The 18914-nt window shown below is 71.3% G+C and carries 14 protein-coding genes and 1 pseudogene; 10 read left to right on the top strand and 5 right to left on the bottom strand.

Annotated features, from left to right (window positions below; genetic code table 11):
• Positions 1-95 precede the first annotated feature (95 nt).
• On the top strand, positions 96-1046 hold the full coding sequence (locus ACIOKD_RS38420) for a TauD/TfdA dioxygenase family protein (RefSeq protein ID WP_402092874.1): 951 nt from the start codon (positions 96-98) through the stop codon (positions 1044-1046).
• An 82-nt stretch (positions 1047-1128) separates the two neighbouring features.
• Positions 1129-1347 (top strand): hypothetical protein, encoded by a 219-nt coding sequence (locus ACIOKD_RS38415; protein WP_402092873.1) that lies wholly within the window; start codon positions 1129-1131, stop codon positions 1345-1347.
• 379 nt (positions 1348-1726) lie between these two features.
• On the opposite strand, the gene ACIOKD_RS38410 is transcribed toward ACIOKD_RS38415, so the two are convergent.
• Positions 1727-2371 carry a DUF6629 family protein gene (locus ACIOKD_RS38410; RefSeq protein ID WP_402092872.1) on the bottom strand — a complete coding sequence of 215 codons (645 nt, stop codon included), beginning with the start codon at positions 2369-2371 and terminating at the stop codon, positions 1727-1729.
• Between the two features lie 176 nt (positions 2372-2547).
• Here ACIOKD_RS38410 and ACIOKD_RS38405 point away from each other — a divergent pair, with 176 nt between their 5' ends.
• A complete protein-coding gene (locus ACIOKD_RS38405) occupies positions 2548-4296 on the top strand; it encodes a DapH/DapD/GlmU-related protein (RefSeq protein ID WP_402092870.1) in 1749 nt (582 codons plus the stop codon).
• On the opposite strand, the gene ACIOKD_RS38400 is transcribed toward ACIOKD_RS38405, so the two are convergent.
• Together ACIOKD_RS38400 and ACIOKD_RS38395 are read right to left on the bottom strand one after the other, a co-directional pair.
• Positions 4266-5180 (bottom strand): endonuclease/exonuclease/phosphatase family protein, encoded by a 915-nt coding sequence (locus ACIOKD_RS38400; protein ID WP_402092869.1) that lies wholly within the window; start codon positions 5178-5180, stop codon positions 4266-4268. The two genes, ACIOKD_RS38405 and ACIOKD_RS38400, sit on opposite strands and share 31 nt — an antisense overlap.
• Positions 5181-5305: 125 nt before the next feature.
• Entirely contained in the window at positions 5306-7096 is a 1791-nt protein-coding gene (locus ACIOKD_RS38395) for a glycosyltransferase family 39 protein (protein WP_402092868.1), read from the bottom strand.
• A gap of 172 nt (positions 7097-7268) precedes the next feature.
• Here ACIOKD_RS38395 and ACIOKD_RS38390 point away from each other — a divergent pair, with 172 nt between their 5' ends.
• Positions 7269-8078: an NPP1 family protein gene (locus ACIOKD_RS38390; RefSeq protein WP_402092867.1), complete on the top strand. Its 810-nt coding sequence runs from the start codon at positions 7269-7271 to the stop codon at positions 8076-8078.
• An 18-nt stretch (positions 8079-8096) separates the two neighbouring features.
• On the opposite strand, the gene ACIOKD_RS38385 is transcribed toward ACIOKD_RS38390, so the two are convergent.
• Positions 8097-8939: an alpha/beta fold hydrolase gene (locus ACIOKD_RS38385; RefSeq protein ID WP_402092866.1), complete on the bottom strand. Its 843-nt coding sequence runs from the start codon at positions 8937-8939 to the stop codon at positions 8097-8099.
• A gap of 231 nt (positions 8940-9170) precedes the next feature.
• On the opposite strand from ACIOKD_RS38385, the pseudogene ACIOKD_RS38380 reads away from it, so the two are divergent.
• The 4 genes and pseudogenes from ACIOKD_RS38380 to ACIOKD_RS38365 all read left to right on the top strand — a co-directional run.
• Positions 9171-9601, top strand: a pseudogene (locus tag ACIOKD_RS38380) (ThuA domain-containing protein); the annotation flags it as partial.
• Positions 9602-9730: 129 nt separating this feature from the next.
• The gene (locus ACIOKD_RS38375) at positions 9731-11644 is read left to right on the top strand and encodes an AMP-dependent synthetase/ligase (protein ID WP_402092864.1); all 1914 of its coding nucleotides are present in this window, start codon (positions 9731-9733) and stop codon (positions 11642-11644) included.
• A 129-nt stretch (positions 11645-11773) separates the two neighbouring features.
• Positions 11774-12367, top strand: a complete 594-nt coding sequence (locus tag ACIOKD_RS38370; RefSeq protein ID WP_402092862.1) for a hypothetical protein — start codon at positions 11774-11776, stop codon at positions 12365-12367.
• A gap of 338 nt (positions 12368-12705) precedes the next feature.
• Positions 12706-15717 (top strand): glycosyl hydrolase, encoded by a 3012-nt coding sequence (locus ACIOKD_RS38365; protein ID WP_402092861.1) that lies wholly within the window; start codon positions 12706-12708, stop codon positions 15715-15717.
• Between the two features lie 115 nt (positions 15718-15832).
• On the opposite strand, the gene ACIOKD_RS38360 is transcribed toward ACIOKD_RS38365, so the two are convergent.
• Positions 15833-16345, bottom strand: coding sequence for a pep a2 (locus ACIOKD_RS38360; RefSeq protein WP_402092859.1), 513 nt, complete (start codon positions 16343-16345; stop codon positions 15833-15835).
• A 309-nt stretch (positions 16346-16654) separates the two neighbouring features.
• Here ACIOKD_RS38360 and ACIOKD_RS38355 point away from each other — a divergent pair, with 309 nt between their 5' ends.
• Both ACIOKD_RS38355 and ACIOKD_RS38350 read left to right on the top strand, forming a co-directional pair.
• On the top strand, positions 16655-16945 hold the full coding sequence (locus ACIOKD_RS38355; RefSeq protein ID WP_402092956.1) for a DUF5133 domain-containing protein: 291 nt from the start codon (positions 16655-16657) through the stop codon (positions 16943-16945).
• A gap of 67 nt (positions 16946-17012) precedes the next feature.
• Positions 17013-18914 (top strand): alpha-1,4-glucan--maltose-1-phosphate maltosyltransferase (locus tag ACIOKD_RS38350; RefSeq protein ID WP_402092857.1); only part of this gene is annotated, 1902 nt, incomplete at its 3' end.

Below are 18914 nucleotides of genomic sequence, written 5' to 3'. Positions count from 1 at the left end.
GCGCGTGATCCTGTTCCCGAGGCGCACTGTCGCCCTACGGAGGAAGGGGTCATGCTGGCCCCGACCAGTCGCCGCGCACGATCGACGGAGCACGTATGACGACGGACAGGGGTACGCGGATCGAGGTCGAACCGGTCGCGGGCCACATCGGCGCCGAGATAGCGGGGGTCGACCTGGCAGGGGATCTGGACGACACGGTGGTCGCGCAGATCCGGGCGGCGGTGCTGCGCTGGAAAGTGGTGTTCTTCCGCGGGCAGCGCCTGGACCACGCCTCGCACGTCGCGTTCGCCCGCCGGTTCGGCGAGCCGGTCCGGCTGCGCAGACGCGGCGGCGCGTCGCCCGCCGACGTCCCGGAGATCGAGACGACGGCCGACCGGCTGGAACTCGGCGGGCGGTACGGCATGGAGCACGACGAGTGGCTGCGCAGGCGCCGCCACTCGCTGCTGCGCGGCTGGCACTGCGACCACGGCGCCCGTGTCGATCCGCCGGCGGCGACGATCCTGCGCGCCGAGACCGTGCCCCCGTACGGCGGTGACACCACCTGGTCGAATCTGGCGACCGCCTACGCCGGACTGTCGGCCCCGCTGCGGGACTTCGTCGACGGGCTGCGCGCCGAGCACCGCCTCGGAGTCGGCTACCAGACGCGGCCCGGCGAGGACGCGTACGCACGCCATCTGCTGGACCGGCAGATCGCCACCGAGCATCCGCTGGTACGGGTGCACCCCGAGACGGGCGAGCGCGTGCTGTTCGTCAACGGCTACTACGTCGAGCAGATCCTCGGCCTCTCCCGTACGGAGAGCGCGCCCCTGCTGGAGATGCTGCTGGGCCAGGCGACGCGGCCCGAGTACACCGTGCGGTTCCGCTGGGAGCCGGGCAGCGTGGCCTTCTGGGACAACCGGGCCACCATCCATCTGGCTCCGAGCGACACCACGCAGGTCGACCATCCGCGGGTCATGCACCGGGTGATGCTCGCGGGCGACGTCCCGGCGGGCGTGGACGGCAGGCCCTCGGCCCCCGTGGTGGGGAGTGAGCCAGGGGTCTGGTGAGGGCCTTCGGGGCGGTCGCCCGGATGTCGTGGGTTGCGACATGTCCCACCTGTGCCACCGAAATCGAGTGACATGACATTCCGTGCCACCGCAACGTCTCGCCGCTCTCGTCACCCTGTTCGAGCGCTACTGGGACGACACCGTCCCGCTGGACGTCGACGACTCGGGCCCTGCTGGTGGCGGGGTCACCGGCAAGGCTGTGGCCACGCGATGGGGCCTGAGCCGCCGCACGGCGCAGTGTCACATCCAGCGGATGACGCACCTGGCCTGGCGGGGCGCGCGCGCCGGGGCCCGGCTGTGACGGACGTCCGCCCCATCGACGTGCTGAGCCAGGACCACGTCGGGTTTCGGCGCCTTCGTGGTGTAGGGCGAGAAGCGGCCGAAGTCGCCCCCTGGTCCCGCACCATCCCGCTGTCGCACCCTCCCGCGCTCGCGCACGACGGCGATCGCGGTCACCACGCCGGTCGCGCCTCTCGGTTCGGCGCTCCCGCGTGGAGCGCCGAACACCGGGCCGCCCGCGCGGACAAGGCGCCTCGGCAGATCGGGGCGGAGCCCGGACCCGGCGCCGGAACGCTCGGGCTCTCCCCCGCCCAGCGAGCGGAGCTGCTCGCGGCGGCCGACTCAGGTCGCCGTCGCCGTCGCCGTTGCCGTCACCGTGACCGACGCCGTCACCGTCACCGTCACCGTCCGGCGGACACCCTGCCCACGCCCGGCGATACGGACCGCCCACGAACCCAGCCGTACATCACCAGTGAGCACACCGCCGCGAACGCGCACCACGTCGAGACGAACTCCGCCTCCCACAGCGCCCAGCAGGTCGCCGCCCCCACGGTCACCAGGACGCCCAGGACGCGCAGGTGCCGGTCGCCGGAGAGCAGCAGTGAGCCGATCGTGGCGAGCAGGTAGCCCGCCACGATCAGCGCGGAGGCGGGCAGGGAGATGGCGTAGCCGACGGTGTGGCCGCGGATCTCCGCCGTCACACCGTGCGTGGCGAGACGGTACGAGAGAACGGCCGCGGTGACGAGTCCCGCGACGAGCGGGATCATCAGCCGTCGCCGCGCGCTCGGCGGCGCCACCCACAGCACGCCCACCGGCACCCACACCGCGAGCAGCGGCAGAGCGATCGCCGCCCAGGCGACGGTGGCGGGGCCCGTACCGCCGCCGGAGCGCCAGACCAGTGACTCGACGATCTGATGCCCGCCCAGGATCAGGGGCAGCGCGGCCATCGGCAGATCGGCCACCCTGCGGGTCCGCGCCACACAGGCCACCCCTACGGCGGTGATGCCGCAGCCCGCCACGAGATCGGCCGTCGCACTGAAGCACATCGCGCCACCAGGGGTTCGAGTCGGTTCGTGTCGGGCTCAGGTCACAGCATCCTGGCTTGCCGTGGTCACGCTACGGTCCGGGCCGCCGGGCGCCGTGCCGGATACACCCGTTCGGACCCCTGCTCGGTACAGGGAGACATTGCCGCGACGGTAAGCGCTCTCTATGCTCGGGGGTGATGGATTCGGAAAGCGCCCTCGGCGACTCCTACTTCGACCACTGCCCCTGGGACTTCGGCGGTCGCGCCTCCGCCGCGCAACGGGACGCCCAGGCCGACCACCAGAAGCGGCTGACAGCCGGTGGCGCGAGCATCGGCCCGCACTGTTTCGTCTCGCCCGCCGCCGGTGTCTTCGCCGACGTACTGCGGCTCGGCGGGAACTCGTACATCGCCGGGCACGCCTACGTCACCGGCGAGGTCACCACCGGCTCCGACTGCACCGTCAATCCGTACGCCACCGTGCGGGGCCGGATCGCGCTGGGGGACGGAGTGCGGATCGGCGCCCACAGTTCGCTCCTCGGCTTCAACCACGGGTTCGGGCCCGACCGACCCGTGCACCGGCAGCCCCTCACCAGCAAGGGCATCACCGTCGGCGACGACGTGTGGATCGGCTCGAACGTCGTCGTCCTGGACGGCGTGACCATCGGCGACCACTGCGTGGTGGGCGCGGGAGCGGTGGTGACCAAGGATCTGCCGCCCTGGTCCGTCGCCGCCGGCAATCCGGCCCGTCGGCTGCGCGACCGGCGCGAGTCCGGCCCCGCCCGGCGCGGGACGGCGGAGGGCGGTGGCGGACTCGGGGACGCGGTCGCCCGGTTCGCCGACCGGGCCCGGGCGCAGGCCGTGGACCTCCTCGCGCGCGCCTGGGACGCCGACGCGGGCCGTTACCGCGACCGGCCCGGCGCACCGCTGACCGTCCGGGCCCACTGCGACGCCGTGGAGATCGCCGATCTGCTCCTGGGCTCGTCTCCACCGCAGCTGTCCGCCGCCGAGCACGCCGAGCGGCTGCGCGCGCTGCAGGACCCGGCCGAGGGAATGGTGCCCGAACTCGCCGACGACGGCGGCCCCGGCGTGCTGCCCGCCCGCGCGGCGGACGGCTGGATCGACGACGGCGCCGCCGAGTACCACGTACTGTCCGTGGGGTACGCGCTGGATCTGCTGGGCTCCCGCTTCGCCCACCCGGTCCGCCCCGTGGCGGGCATGACGGCGGGCCGACTGGTCGCACGTCTGGAGTCGCTGCCCTGGCGGACCCGGGCCTGGTCGGCCGGTGCCTGGGTCGACTGCTGGGCGACCGGCGCGCACCACAACCTCGGACTCGGCGCCGGGGCGGGTGAACCGGGCGCCCTGGAGGCGCTGTTCGGCTGGCTGAGCACCCGGGTGGACCCATGGACCGGGATGTGGGGCCTGACCTCCTCGCCGGCCGGGGGACGACTGCAGCTCGTGAACGGCTGCTACCGGCTCACGCGCGGCTCGTTCGCCCAGTTCGGACTGCAACTGCCGTACGCGGAGCGGGTGGTGGACACCGTGCTCGACCACGGCGGCGATCAGCGCTGGTTCGCCGCGGGCCGCCAGAACGCGTGCAACGTGCTGGACGTGGCCCATCCGCTGTGGCTCGCCGGCCGGCAGAGCGGCCACCGGGCCGCCGAGGGGCGGGCCTGGGCCAGGGAACAACTGGCGCACGCGCTGGGAGAGTGGCGGGACAAAACCGGCTTCGGCTTCGGCCCGCCGGGCGAGGGCGGTACGGGGCCCGGCCGGGAACCCGGTCTCCAGGGCACCGAGATGTGGCTGGCCATCGTCTGGCTGCTGGCCGATCTGGTGGGAGTGGCGGACCGGCTGGGGTACCGGCCCCGTGGCGTCCACCGTCCCGAGGCGGCCCGCTCACTCGCGCCGGGGCCGCCCGCTCATCCGGCGCCCGTGGACAACACGCCGTAGTAGAAGCTGTGGTCCGAGTTCACCGTCCGGCGCGCGCCGGTGCAGTGCCAGCGCCCTGTCGCCCCCTCGCCCCAGGTGAACAGGTAGTCGATCTTGCGGCCGTCGTCGTAGGTCGGCCGGGTGTACGCCGGTCCGGTCTCACGGAGGCCACTCGCCTCGCTGCCGTTGCCGCCGTACAGGACGTCGAGTTCCGGCGCGTCGGGCGGTGCGTTCAGGTCGCCCGCCAGCACGACCGGGCCCGTGGCGCCGAGCCGGTGGATGCCGTCCGGCTTCCACTCGTCGTGGATGAACCCGGTCTGCGCCTGCCGTTCCGCGTCCTTCGCGCCGCCGACGGACAGGTGCGTGCTGCACGCCGTGACCGGTGCCCCCGCCGGGTCCGGCCCGTCCGCGGCGCGGACGACGGCACAGATGACGCCCCGCTCGCCGCCTCTGCCGTCCGGGTTGGGCAGCAGTGCCGGTGGCAGGATCCTGGCTGCCGAGTGGAAGAGGAGGGTGTTCCCGTACGGCTGGCCGTCGGCGCAGTTCGTACCGGTGTCGACGAACGCGCTACGCAGACCCAACTCCCGCGCGAACCGCTCCCCTTGGGTCTTGCAGACTTCCTGGAGGCCGATGAACAACCACCGGCCGATGTCACCGAGGGTGAGGTCCCGGATGGCGTCCGCCTCGTCCCTGATCCAGTCGCCGGCGTCGCCCCGGTGGCCGATGTTCCCGTAGATGTTGAACGTGCCGACGTAGTGGTCCCGGGCGGTGTCCGGTGCGGAGGCGGCCGCCTCCGGCGCGGCCCCGCTTCTCGCGGGGAGTGCCACCAGTACGCACATGAGGGCCGTCACGATCGCCCTGGCCGCGCCGCGTCTCCGCACAGGACTCCTGCGACGCGTCTTCATGACGGGACGGTACCCTCACCGCGGCCGAACCAGTGGGGCGCGAGCGGCAATTGTGACTGAACAATCCTGCCGAGGCTGTCCGCCGCGTGACAGCCCGTGACGGGCAAGACCCCTGACGGTCGGTGTCAGCGACGCCGGAACACCGTGATCGAGTGGCCGACGTCGCCGATCGGCGTGCTGGTGTCGAGCAGTGCGGCCAGCCGCCCGTCCGCCTTCGCCACCGCGGAGTCGGACACCACCAGCAGTCCGTGCACCTCGCCGAGGGGGGCCCTGAGCGGGTCGGACGCGTCGATGCCGTAGTACGAGGGCACACCGGCGCCCTTGTGGACCAGCCAGACACGCTCACCGAAGTGGCGCCGGTCGAGGTGGTCCGCGAGGCGGCCCAGATCCTGGCCCCAGTCGACGTTCGAATCGTGCAGCCGCAGATGCGTCTTCGACGGTCCGCCGAACGCCTCGTTGGAGTAGGGCAGGTAGTACGGGTAGGTGCGCAGCGAGCTGACCGCCACGAAGCAGACCAGTACCGCCGTCGCCCAGTGGGCCGGGCGGCGGCCCAGGAACGTGACTCCCGCTGCGGCGACCGCCAGGAACATCGGCATGAAGACGGCGTAGCGCACGCCGAGATCCCGGGCGCCGTGCATGGAGATGGCGAGCAGTACGGCGGCGGGGACGAGCACATACGGAGCGGCCGGGCGCAGTCCGCGTACGGCGAGGATCGCGACGGAGCCCGCGGTCCACAGTGCGAGCATGCCGAGCGGGGTCTTCACCAGGAGCGCGGCCGGCAGGTAGTACCAGAGCGAGCCCTCGTAGAGCCGCCCGAACAGGAATCCCTGCCAGATGTCGTACTCGAAGCCGAACTGGATGCGCATGCCGTCGCGGTAGGCCTCGGGGAACGGCAGCCAGGCCGCGATCCGGCCGCGCGTCCCGCGGATGTCCGGCACGTTCTCGGGGGCCGCCCAGCGCATCCGCGGGTCCACGACGAGATAGGTGGCCCACACGACGGCGACCGCGACCAGTGCCATCCCGACCGCGGCCGCCGCCCCGTACGCGAGGACCCTGATCCGGGCGCGGGCGTCGGGTCGCGGGCGCTGGGTCCGGGTGTCGGGTTCGGTGGTCCGAGCGTCAGGACCCGGTGTCCGGCGGGCGTGCCGGAACGACAGGACACCCAGCAGCATCAGCACCGGGATCACCGGCAGGACGCTCATCTTGGTGGCCGCCGCCGCGCCCAGGGCCAGACCGGCGAGCGGGAGGCAGAGGTGCGGTCGCCGCCGGGCGCGCCACAGCAGCCACAGGGCCGTGAGCAGGAACCCGGTCGCGGGCACGTCGAGCGTGGCCAGCGAACCGTTGGCGATGACGTCAGGCGAGAACGCGTAGAGGGCAAGTGCCACGAGGCCGCCGGGCGGGCCGGTGAGGTCGCGGGCGAAGGCGAGGACGACCAACCCGAACAGCAGCGTCAGGACGATGACCGGCAGGCGTGCGTACAGCATCAGCCGGCCGGGGTCGTTGCCCGACTCGTACAGGACGTGCCGTCCGAGTGCCGTCTGGCTTCCGACGAAGCCGGGGTCGAGGCGCGCGTCGGTGAACACCAGGCCGGACGCGATGATCAGCTTGCCCAGGGGCGGGTGTTCGGGGTTGTAACGGAAGCTGCGTTCCTTCAGATACACCTCGGCCGAGGCCACGTACACGGGTTCGTCGATGGTGGGGGTCTGCGCGACGGCGGTGGTGACCATCGCGAACGCCATCTCGGCGAGGAGTGCGACGACGGCCAGCGCGTACAGCCACCGCCGACGCCGCGCCGGCCGGACATACCGCAGTAATCCGTCGAAGCGGGCCGGTCGTTCACCTGCGGTCGCCGGTCCGGGCGGGTGGGGGGCGGTGTGCCCGTCACCCCTCGGCCGGGTGACCTGCGGCGCGCTCATGCGGCACAGCTTTCCACCAACCCTCCTCGTGTGTGACGTTCTTGGGCCGGTTGAGCGACAAGTGTTGGGCGCTCCGTAACCGTTGTGACCACTGGGGCCTCTTGGCACGCGAGTGAAAATCCGCGACTCTGAGCTGCACATGTCACAAAGGGCGTTGGCCTGTACGGGGCCTATGAGGAGGACACCTGTGAACGGCAGACCGGCATCGAAGTTCCTCGGATCCCGGCGGTTGGGCCGGAAGTCACTCGGCGTACTGGCGGGCGCCGCGGCTCTGGTCCTGGTATTCCCGGCCACCGCCCTGGCGGCGCCGCCCGCCGCGCTGCCCGCCAACGCGGAGGCGCTGGACTCGACGTTCCAGCCCACGTACGACTACGACACGGACGGCTGCTACGCCACATCGGCCATCGGCCCCGACGGAACGGTCAACGGCGGGCTCAACCCGAGCGGCGCCGTGAACGGCCAGTGCCGCGACGCCTCCGACCTGGACAGCGTCAACACCTACTCGCGCTCCAAGTGCAACAACGGCTGGTGCGCGATCGTCTACGGCTCCTACTTCGAGAAGGACCAGGCCGTGGCCGGCAGCGGGCTCGGCGGGCACCGGCACGACTGGGAGCACGTCGTGGTCTGGGTGCAGAACAACGAGGCCCAGTACGTCTCGACGTCCAACCACGGCTCGTTCACGGTCCACAACCGTTCGGCGATCCGCTGGGACGGCACACATGCCAAGGTCGTCTATCACAAGGACGGGATCAGCACGCACTGCTTCCGTGCCGCGACCGCCGGCGACGAGCCGCCGGAGAACCACAAGGGGACCTGGCAGCGCCCCCCGCTGGTCGGCTGGAACGGCTACCCGGGCAGTCTGCGTTCCACGCTGACCTCGTACAACTTCGGGAGTGCGACGCTCGGCATCAAGGACAGCACGTTCAACTCGCACCTCTCGTCGGCGAAGCCGTCGGGGATCGCGTTCGACCCCAACGCCTGAGCGGCGTCCGAAGGCGCGTCAGAGCCGAGGTGCTGCCCGGCCGTTCGGACGGCCGGGCAGCACCTCGGCGGCGAAGGCGGCGACGTCCTGGACGAGCCGTTCGGGCTCCTCCCAGTACAGGGCGTGACCGGCACCCTCGTACACGACGAGCCTCGCGTCGTAGAGCGTGTCGAGCATGTGCTGCTGGTCGGAGCGCGGCAGGATGCCGTCGGCGTCGCCCCACAGCACGAGCGTGGGGACGAGGATCCCCTTCATCGTGGCCGCCAGGTCCGTCTCCAGCAGGCCGCGCAGGGTCTCCCGCCATACCCGGGCAGGCACCTTCAGGTTCTCCCCGGCGATCGTCGCGAGGAGTCCGCGTCCCGGCGGGCGGGCGGTGAGGCCGGCGAGCAGTTCCTCGACGAAGGCGCGCGGCACGGGGTCGGCCAGGTCCTTGGCTTTCTTGCCCAGGGCTACGGCGGCCGGCTTGTCGGCGAGGGTGGCCGGGACGCCCGCCAGGACCAGACCCGCCACCCGGTCGGGATGGCTGCCCGCGACCAGCCGCGCGGCCACACCGCCGCTCGACGCGCCGACCAGGACGGCACGGCGGATGCCCACGGCGTCGAGGAATTCCACCAGGTCACCCGCGAAGTCCTCCGGGCCGTAGCCGTCCGGCGGCCGTTCGGCGTCGCCGTGGCCGCGCTGGGTGGGCGCGTACCCGTGCAAGGCGGCGGGGAGCTGTCTGAGCAGCGGCTCGAACGTCCACCAGGAGTCCGCGAGGCCGTGCACGAAGACGACGGGGACGCCCTCCGGGTACCCCGCCTCCGCGTACGGAAGGACGAGCCCGCTCCTCAGCCGGGCGGCCTTCACCGCGATCGTGCTCACGGCGGCCCTCCTGACGTCGGTCGGCCCCCTCGCACACCGGCCGCTGGACGGCGCGACGATCTCCTTCATCGTAGTGACGGGTACCGCGGACCGCCCCTCCAGAGACCGTGTCGCCCTTACTTCCTCGCGGACGCCGTTTTCTCGCCCCACCACCACGCCCAGGACACTGCTCCCCGTCCTCGCCCTGCCGGCGTCGGCGGCGAGCGCCGTGGCGGCGGCCCCGCCCACGCCGCGGGCCGATGGCCCCGGTACCACCAGCGGTTCCTCGGCAGCGGCACTTTCAGGTCGAACACCTGGGGTCCGACGTCGGCCACTTCGCGGGTGGAGGACCGCACACACGCCTCGACCGAAAACTGCCCGCCCCCTTCGCGTCGTCGGTCGACGAGCGGTACAGCTGGTCGAACGACCTACGGCGCAATCCGGACATCCAGCTCCTGGCCTCCATCGACCCGAGCAGCTGCCCGGTGGGCACTGATCCGAACCGGACCTGGTACAGCGGCTACGACCCGGTTCCGTGGACCAACACGAAGTACCGGACGCCCCACGCGAACGTCGGTCACGACGCGATGGAATACGCGTCGAACACCCCGCTGTCGTCCACCTTCGCCAGTGCCTCCCAGGACCGTTTTCCGCTCGACGGACCGAAGTGGCCCGGTGGCGCAGCGCAACGAGATCAGGACAGGTCGATCGTCCGTTCGTGACCCAACTCCCGCCGTCGTGGGCTAGATTTCGAACGCCCTCGGTTCCGGACTCCATCGGAGGGGCGCTCTGAGGAGATTCTGGAGCGGCACATGCACCCCTTGGAAGTATTTAGACAGGCCTCGCCCCTGATGCAGGGCGGGCTCGCGGACAGTCTCTTCGAGACAGCTGCACGCGATCCCCACCTGCCGCAACTGGCACGCCGCTCCGACACCTCTCCCGCAGCCTGGTCGCAGGTCACCGCGGTCGAACTGCGGGACCAGGTGGTGGACGTGGCACGGGGCTTCATCGCGGCCGGGATCTTCCCGGGCCACCGCGTGGCCGTCATGGCACGCACCCGCTACGAATGGACCGTGCTCAGCTACGCCCTGTGGACGGTGGGCGCCGAGATCGTCCCGATCCATCCGACCTCCTCGCACGAACAGGTCGCGTGGATCCTCCAGGACGCGGGCTGCGTCGCCGTGGTGGTGGAGGACGAGCAGGGCATCATGACGGTCGGCTCGGTGTGCGCCACGCTGCCCGCCCTGCGGCACGTCTGGCAGCTCGACGCCGGGGCGCTCGCCGACCTGGCGGAGTCGGGCCTTTCGGTACCGGTCACCACCGTCGAGTCGATGCGCCGGATCGTGCTGCCGGACTCGACGGCCGTCATCGCCTACACCTCGGGCACGACGGGACACCCCAAGGGCTGCGCGCTGAGCCACAGCAGTCTGGCGAGCCCCTGCGACACCCTGCTGGCCGGGTGGGGTCACACCGCCGCGCGACCAGGGCAGCAGCCTGCCGTCCTGGCCTTTCTGCCCTTCTCCCACGTCTACGGCCTCATGATCCAGGGGCTGTGCATGCGCGGCGGCATGCTCATGGGCCACGAACCCGACCTGCGCGCGGAGACACTGGCCGACGCCCTGCTGTCGTTCAGGCCCACCTACCTCTACGCCGTCCCGTTCGTCTTCGAGAAGCTGTACAAGAACTTCCTCCGCAAGGCCGAGGAGGCGGGCAAGGGCGCCCTGTTCGAGCGTGCCGTGCGGACCGCGCGGGACTTCGCCGCGGCGGCCGAGCGGCAGCGGCTGGGCACGGGTGCGGGCCCCGGCCTCGATCTGCGGCTGCAGCACGCCGTCTACGACAAGACCGTGTACCGCAAGCTCCGCGCGGCACTGGGCGGAAGGGTGTGCGGCGCCGTGTCGGGCGGCTCCCCGCTGAACCGTGAACTGGCCCTGTTCTACGCGGGGATCGGGATCCTCGTCCACGACGGGTACGGACTCACGGAGACGAGCGGCGGCATCACGGCCCAGCCCGTCGGCCGGGAGAAGTTCGGCACCGTGGGACAGCCGCTGCCCGACACGGAGATCCATGTGGCCGACGACGGGGAGATCCTCGTCCGGGGGCCCTCGGTGTTCCAGGGCTATGTCAACGACGAGGAGGGCAACCGGGCCGCGCTCCACAACGGCTGGCTGGCCACCGGCGACATCGGCAGGCTCGACAACGAGGGCTATCTGAGCATCACCGGCCGCAAGAAGGACATCGTCATCACGAGCGGCGGCAAGAGTGTCGCTCCCGCGGCCCTCGAAGAGCGCCTGCGGGTCCATCCGCTGGTCCACCAGGCGGTCGTCGTGGGTGACAACCGGCCCTGTGTGGGTGCCCTGATCACCCTCGACCCCGAGTACCTCGCCCACTGGCGCTCGGTGCACGCCGTGCCGGGCGACGCCCACGACCGCGAACTGCGCGAGGAGCACGCTCTGCGGGAGGAGATCAACCGCGCGGTCGGCGCGGCCAACTCCACCGTGTCGCGCTCGGAGTCCATCCGGGTGTACCGGGTGCTGCCGGAGGCGTTCGATCTGGCCAACGGACTGCTCACCCCGTCGCTGAAGCTGCGCAGGGACGCCATCGCGGACCGGTACGCGGCCGAGATCGAGGCGATGTACCAGTCCTCCTCGCGCACTCCCCGGGCCCTGCCGCCCGCACCCGTCGGCGATCCCTTCGGCTGGGACGAGACGGACAACGTCTTCGGGTGAGCCGGCGCCCACGAGCCGCGATCCCACGAGCCGTGATCCCATGGACCGTGCCCGCACAGCTCTGTGCGGGTCCACCGTCGTGACGGCGCCGAGGGCCACGCGACGGGAGCCGGGAGTCGGGGGAGACACATGCGACGAGTACAGGGCGCCCGCTGGTCGGCCCGTGCGGCGACGGCGGCAGCGGCGGCGGCACTGCTGACGTCCACCGCTGCCTGCGGGGGCCCGGAGGCCAAAGGCGCGGGCGCCGGGGACTCCGGCGGCGGCTCCCCCACCCCGTCGCACGCCCGCTTCGTCGAGGACGTCCCCTGGTCCGACGGCGGCCGCGTGGGCATGTACTACGCCGCCGGGCGCGGCCTCATGGAGCAGCACCAGGACACCGCCGGCGGACCGTGGAGCAGGCCGCGCCTGGTGTACGCGACCGAGGGCGACGCGTGCCAGAGCATCACGCTCAAGGCCTTCCGCGACACGGTCACGGCGATCGCGAACTGGGGTGTGTACTGCGCGGACGGCGAACCGCCGACGGAGTCGGTCGCGGCGGTCGGCACGCGGAACCTGGCGACCTGGGACACCAGGGCGACCGAGGACTTCGACGGCTGGGAGAAGGCCGCGACCGTGGCCGGCACCGATGATCTGCTGTTCACGAGATCGTCCACCGAGTGGCTCACACGGCTGCGCTGGAGCCCGACGGGCGGCTTCGGCGAGGTCGAGGACATCCGCCGTTAAGGGCTGTCCCGTAATCCCCGGCGGGCGCACGACGACAGCTACGGCACCTCGCTGCGTTGTCGGATCGCCCGAACACGCCCAGTATGAGGACGACCCTCCGCCTTGCGATGCACCGCGTCTGACGCCGCGCGCTGATCCACCGGGGATTACGGGACAGCCCTCAGCCGACTCCGACGACGCCTCGCGAGCGGGCACCAAAAAATTTGTGTCGTGCACGCTTCTTGACGGCTCTCGATCGAGCGACTTACTTTCGCAGCGATTAAAACGATTCAATTCCCCGGACCCTTCAGGGGGTCCTCTTTGTGCTGCCCTCCAAGTTCCAAGAGTGGACAAGAACCATGAACGACCACACCGCAGTGCCCCGGGCGGGTCTCCCGCGCCGTACCGTCCTCGCCGCGGCGGCGGCCACGGCGGCCGCCGCCGGCGTCATCGACTGGGCGGCGTCCGGCAGCGCCTCCGCCGCCACCGCGGGAGCCACCGGCTCCTCCTCCCTGCGTTTCGCCGAGCCGGGCCGCGCGGTGCGCCCGAAGTTCCGCTGGTGGTGGCCCGACGGCCTGGTGCAGCCGGACGAGATCAGGCGGGAGATCGACCAGATCGCCGACGCGGGCTTCGGCGGCGCCGAGATAGCCGCCGTCCACCACAGCGTCACCGACACCTCCTCCCTGGACACGGCCCGCCACGGCTGGGGAACCGCCGCCTGGGTCGCGGGAGTGGAGGCCGCGCTGAGCCAGGCCGCCCGGCGCGGTCTCACCGTCGACCTCACCGTCGGACCCAGCTGGCCCGCCGCCGTACCCGGCATCACCCCCGACAGCGACGCGGCCGTCAAGGAACTGGCCCACGGTGCGGCCACCCTGGCCCCGGGCGCCACGTTCTCCGGGCCCGTCCCGAAGCCCGTCCACGAGGCCGCGTCCGGTGTGACCGCGCAGCGGCTGCTCCTGGTGCAGGCCGCCCGGGTGAACACCGCGAACTCCACCCGCAAGGAGACCGGCCTCGACCTGGACTCGGTCCGCGATCTCACCTCCACGGTCACCGACGGCGCCCTCGACTGGACCGCGCCCGACGACGGCACCTGGGTCGTGATCACGTACTGGGTACGCGGCTCCGGCCAGACCCCGGAGGCCGGACCGCACACCGACCCGCCCGCCTACGTCGTCGACCACTTCAGCGCGGCCGGCACGCGCGCGGTGACCGACTTCTGGGAGAAGCACATCCTCACGAAGTCCGTGCGCCGACTGCTGAAGGTGTCCGGCGGCGCGCTCTTCGAGGACTCCATCGAGCTGGAGACCGACGGACTCCAGTGGACGCCGGGCCTGCCCGACGCGTTCCGCGAGCACACCGGCCGTTCCCTGCTGCCGCTGCTGCCCGCCCTGGTCCTGGACAACAGCAACCAGGTGTACGCCTTCGAGGCCGCCGTCACCCGCCAGATCCGGCACGACTTCTGGGAGACGGTCTCCACCCTCGTCAACAAGCACCACTTCACGGCGCTGCGCACCTGGGCCCACTCGCTGGGCCTTGAACTGCGCTCGCAGCCCTACGGGTTGCAGACCGACGCCATCGCCACGGCCGCGATCCTCGACATCGCCGAGGGCGAGTCGCTCGGCTTCAAGAACCTCGACGACTACCGGTGCCTGGCCGGTGGCCGTGACATGGCCGGGAACACGGTGCTCTCGTGCGAGGCCGGCGCGTACACGGGCAGCGCGTACAGCACCACGTGGCAGCGGTTCCTGCGCACCATGGGCGGCGCCTATGCCGCCGGGGTCAACCAGACGGTCGTCCACGGCTTCTCCTACGCCGAGTTCCCGGGCGTCAGCTGGCCGGGATACGCGGCCTTCACCCCGTACAAGGGGGTGGCCGGTTACAGCGAGTCCTGGGGTCCCAGGCATCCCACCTGGAAGCACGTCTCCGACGTCTCCGGCTACCTGGGCCGTGTCCACCAGGTGCTGCAGACCGGTCGGGCCAAGGCGGACGTGGCGGTGTTCCGGCAGACCGGTTACACGGCCACCGGGATCGGCGCGTCCTGGTTCACCGCCACGGGCATCACGCTCGGCTGGAGCCACCAGTTCCTCAGCGGCCCGCTCCTCGACCTGCCGTCCGCCGTCGTGCGCAAGGGACGGCTCGCACCGGACGGCCCCGCGTACAAGGCCCTGTTCGTGGAGGGCGACTTCTTCTACGGGTCCACGGTGACGCTCGCCCTGCGGGACGCGCGCGCCCTGCTGCGGTTCGCCCGTGCCGGACTGCCGATCGTGCTGCTCGGTGCCTGGGACACGGTGGTGCCGCCCGGCGTCCCGGACAGCGGCGAGAGCGACGAACTGCTGTCCGTGGTGAAGGAGTTGCTGGCCCAGCCGCTGGTCCGCAAGGTCACCGACAAGACCTTGGTCGGTGACGCGCTCACCGCGCTCGGAGTACGGCCCGACGTCACGTACGCGAGTGCCTCGACCCTTCTCAACGCGCACCGGGTGGCCGACGGTGTCGACTACTACTACCTGTGCAACGGCAAGCACGCCGAGACGGTCAAGCCGGCGGTCGCCGCGATCGACCACGAGGTCACTCTGCACCGCACCACGGCCAAGGGTGTGCCGTACCTGCTGGATCCGTGGACCGGGAAGGCGGAGCGCGTCGCCCGCTACACGCAGGACGGCGACTCGGTCACCGTGCGGGTGACCCTGCAGCCCGCGGAGACCCTCATCGTGGCGATCGGCGGGCCGGGGCTCTTCGGTGACCGCAACGGCTCCCGCCCGTACGCCGTGGACAGCGAGGCCGAGGAGGTGCGCTTCACCGACGCCGGTCTCACCGTCCGTGCCACGGCCGCGGGTACGTACCGGACCACGCTCTCCAAGGGACGCGCCGTCAGCGCCACGCTGAAGGACATCCCGGAGCCGATGGAACTGACGTCGTGGAACCTGCGTGTCCAGGACTGGCGGCCGGGCGCCTCGGCGACAAAAACGACTGTCGTCGAGCACGAGTTGACGCTGGACGCGCTGGTGCCCTGGTCGCAGATCCCCGAGCTGGCGGATGTCTCGGGCATCGGCCGCTACCGCACCACCGTCACCCTCGGCAGCGGCTGGACCGGCGGACACGGCGCACGTCTGGAGCTGGGCTCGGTCACGGACACCTGCCGGGTCACGGTCAACGGCCACCGGCTCGACCCGGTCGACCAGATCCGCCCCGTGGTGGACCTGGTCGACCTGCTCGAACGCGGCACGAACATCATCGAGGTCGAGGTGGCCACCCCGCTCGCCAACCGCCTGCGCGTCAGCGACCCCGCCGTGTACGGCGGTCTGACCCGGGCGGCGTACGGGCTGCTGGGGCCGGTCCGGCTGGTCCCCTACGGGGAGGTCCGGATCGGCTGACCCGCCCCGCGGCCGACCGGACACCGTGCCTACGGCGTCCGGTCGGCCTGGCTCCGCGTACGGCAAGCCGTTCGGCCCGCGACCGCCTCGGCGGTCGCGGGCCGAACGGTCGCCGTCACTCGGCCGCCGCACCCACGAGCGGCTCCTCGGGCACCGGCGCCGCCAGGGCCGGTACCGGCAACTCGCGGGGCGTACGCCGGGCTTCGCGCAGGCTGGGCGCGGGTGCGGTCGGGACCAGCGGGGCGCGTTCCATGGCACGGGCCCGGCGGGAGAACCAGACGATCCGTCCGCCACTGCCCGTGGCACAGCACCCCCAGCCGTCGCTCAGCGCGGCGACGTGCGCCAGCCAGCCCCGTGTCGCGGACTCCGGGTGGGACTTCCCGTCGATGTCCGCGATCGCGGTGATGAGGTGCTGGCCGTTCCACCACATCTCAAGCGTGGTGTTCTTGTCCGTCGCGTGCGCGTCGATCGTCCGCAGCAGCAGCTCCGCGCAGTGGCAGACGGGCTCGACGAGGTTCTCCAGGTTCCAGTACCGGAGGTGGGCGGCCAGAATGCGCCTGACCTGATCGACCCGCTCCGGACTGACCTCGATGTCGAGGTGGTAGTAGCAGGGGACTGCGGTCTTCATCGTCGTTGGCTCCTCACCGGCAACCGGCGAAGCTCTCGCTCCTCCTCGCCCCGGTGGGCCGAGCTCTGAATACAGAGCGTGAGCAGTGATCGCTTCTGAGTCATTCCCAGGGTGCGAGCGGTACTCCATTCGTGCAACCCGAGCGCCGGACCAATGTCGTTGAATCGACAACAGGACGTTGAGTGGCCGCACGTGCACCATGAGTGAAGGTGTCGGCCGTCGTAGTCGGTCGATACCTCCGCGTGCACGGTCATCACGCACATCCGGGCGAACCGTGCGCATCCGAGGGAATGGAAGGTGACCAGTGAGATGCTGCTGCCTGCCAAAGACGAGGTCGCCAGGCTGCTGGAGCTGTACCGGGCCTGGGAACGCATGATGCTCGCGGCTCCCGCCGACCACGGCGCGCGAGGCAATTTCGAGGACACGGGCTACACGCTCTGCGTCCTCATGGGCAAACGCTGCGCACGTGAGGCCGTACACGCCGCCGAGCGCTATCTGTCGGCCAATTCGGCCAGGCGCCGCGAACGGGCCGACCACGGCCCGCCCATCGGCGCGCTTCCGGGGCATTCCGACCAACTCGCGGTGAGCCCCGCGACCTAGGAAGAGCCCTCCGACCCGTGGACGACCACGGACCTGCACAAGGACATCGACGACGGAGATGAATCACATGACCGAGAACCCGGCCGGCGGCCACGTCCCCCCTGTTGGCCGCACGACCGTCGTTCCGATCGGCCGAGTCCCCGTCGTCGACGTCCGGCCGGCCGTCGACCGCGGCAACCGCCCCGCGAAGGCGGTGGTGGGCGAGACCTTCCAGGTCACCGCCACGCTGTTCGGCGAGGGCCACGACGTGGTCGCCGCGAACGTCGTGCTGCGCGGCCCCGACGGGCGCACCGGCCCGTGGACCCCCCTGCGGGAACTGGCCCCCGGTACGGACCGCTGGGGCGCCGACGTCACGCCCACGGCCATGGGCGAGTGGACCTACTGGGTGGAGGCGTGGTCGGACCCGGTGTCCGCCTGGCGCCGGTCGGCCCGCATAAAGATCCCGGCCGGGATCGACGTGGGGCTGGTCCTGGAGGAGGGCGCCGAGTTGTACGAGCGGGCCGCCTCCACAGTGCCGGGCGACGCCGGCCGAGCGGCGGTCCTGACCGCCGCGGACGCCCTTCGCGACGATGCCCGGCCACCGTCCGCCCGTCTCGCCGCCGCCCTGACTCCGGACGTGGACACGGCACTCGCCGCGCACCCCCTGCGGGAGCGGATCACCCGTTCGGCCCCGCTCCCCCTGCTGGTGGAACGGGAGCGGGCGCTGTTCGGCTCCTGGTACGAGTTCTTCCCGCGCTCGGAGGGCGCGGTGGTCGAGCCCGGCAAGCCACCGGTCAGCGGTACGTTCGGGACCGCGGCCCGGCGGCTGTCCGCGATCGCCGACATGGGTTTCGACGTCGTGTATCTGCCGCCGATCCACCCCATCGGTACGACCTTCCGCAAGGGCCCCGACAACAACCTCTCGGCGAATCGTGAGGATGTCGGGGTGCCGTGGGCGATCGGCTCGCCGGAGGGCGGGCACGACGCCGTCCACCCCGATCTCGGCACGATCGACGACTTCGACGCGTTCGTGCGCACCGCGACCGCGCTGCACCTCGAAGTCGCCCTGGACTTCGCGCTCCAGTGCTCCCCGGACCACCCATGGGTGGAGAAGCACCCGGAATGGTTCCAGCACCGCTCCGACGGCTCGATCGCGTACGCGGAGAACCCGCCGAAGAAGTACCAGGACATCTATCCGATCGCCTTCGACAAGGACATGCCGGGCCTGGTCGAGGAGACACTCGGCATTCTGCGGTTCTGGATGGGTCATGGCGTACGGATCTTCCGCGTGGACAATCCGCACACCAAGCCGGTCATGTTCTGGGAAGAAGTGATCGGGGAGATCAATCGCACCGATCCTGATGTGATCTTCCTGGCCGAGGCGTTCACCCGCCCGGCGATGATGCACACGCTCGGCACGATCGGTTTCCAGCAGTCCTACACGTATTTCACCTGGCGCAACACCAAAGAGGAACTGACCGAATACCTCACCGAACTCTCCGGTGACACGGCCGCCTACATGCGGCCCAACTTCTTCGTCAACACCCCCGACATCCTCCCGGAGTTCCTTCAGTACGGCGGCCGGCCCGCTTTCGAGATCCGGGCCGTCCTGGCGGCGACACTCTCGCCCACCTGGGGGATGTACGCGGGATACGAGCTGTGCGAGAACACCGCGGCAAGAGCCGGTACCGAGGACTATCTCAACTCGGAGAAATACCAGCTGCGACCGCGGGACTGGGAATCCGCCGAGCGGACGGGCACGTCCATCGCACCGCTCATCGGTTCGCTGAACAGGATCCGGCGGGAGCACCCCGCGCTGCGCCGGCTCCGGAACGTCCACTTCCACCAGGCCGACAACGACGCCGTGATCGCGTACAGCAAGCGCGACGGCACGGACACGGTTCTGGTGGTCGTGAACCTCGACCCCCACCACACCCAGGAAGCCACGGTCTCGTTGGACATGCCACGACTCGGGCTCGACCGGCACGCG

Source organism: Streptomyces sp. NPDC087844, assembly GCF_044742785.1.
Lineage (GTDB): Bacteria > Actinomycetota > Actinomycetes > Streptomycetales > Streptomycetaceae > Streptomyces.
This window is presented reverse-complemented; position numbering and strand designations above follow the sequence as displayed.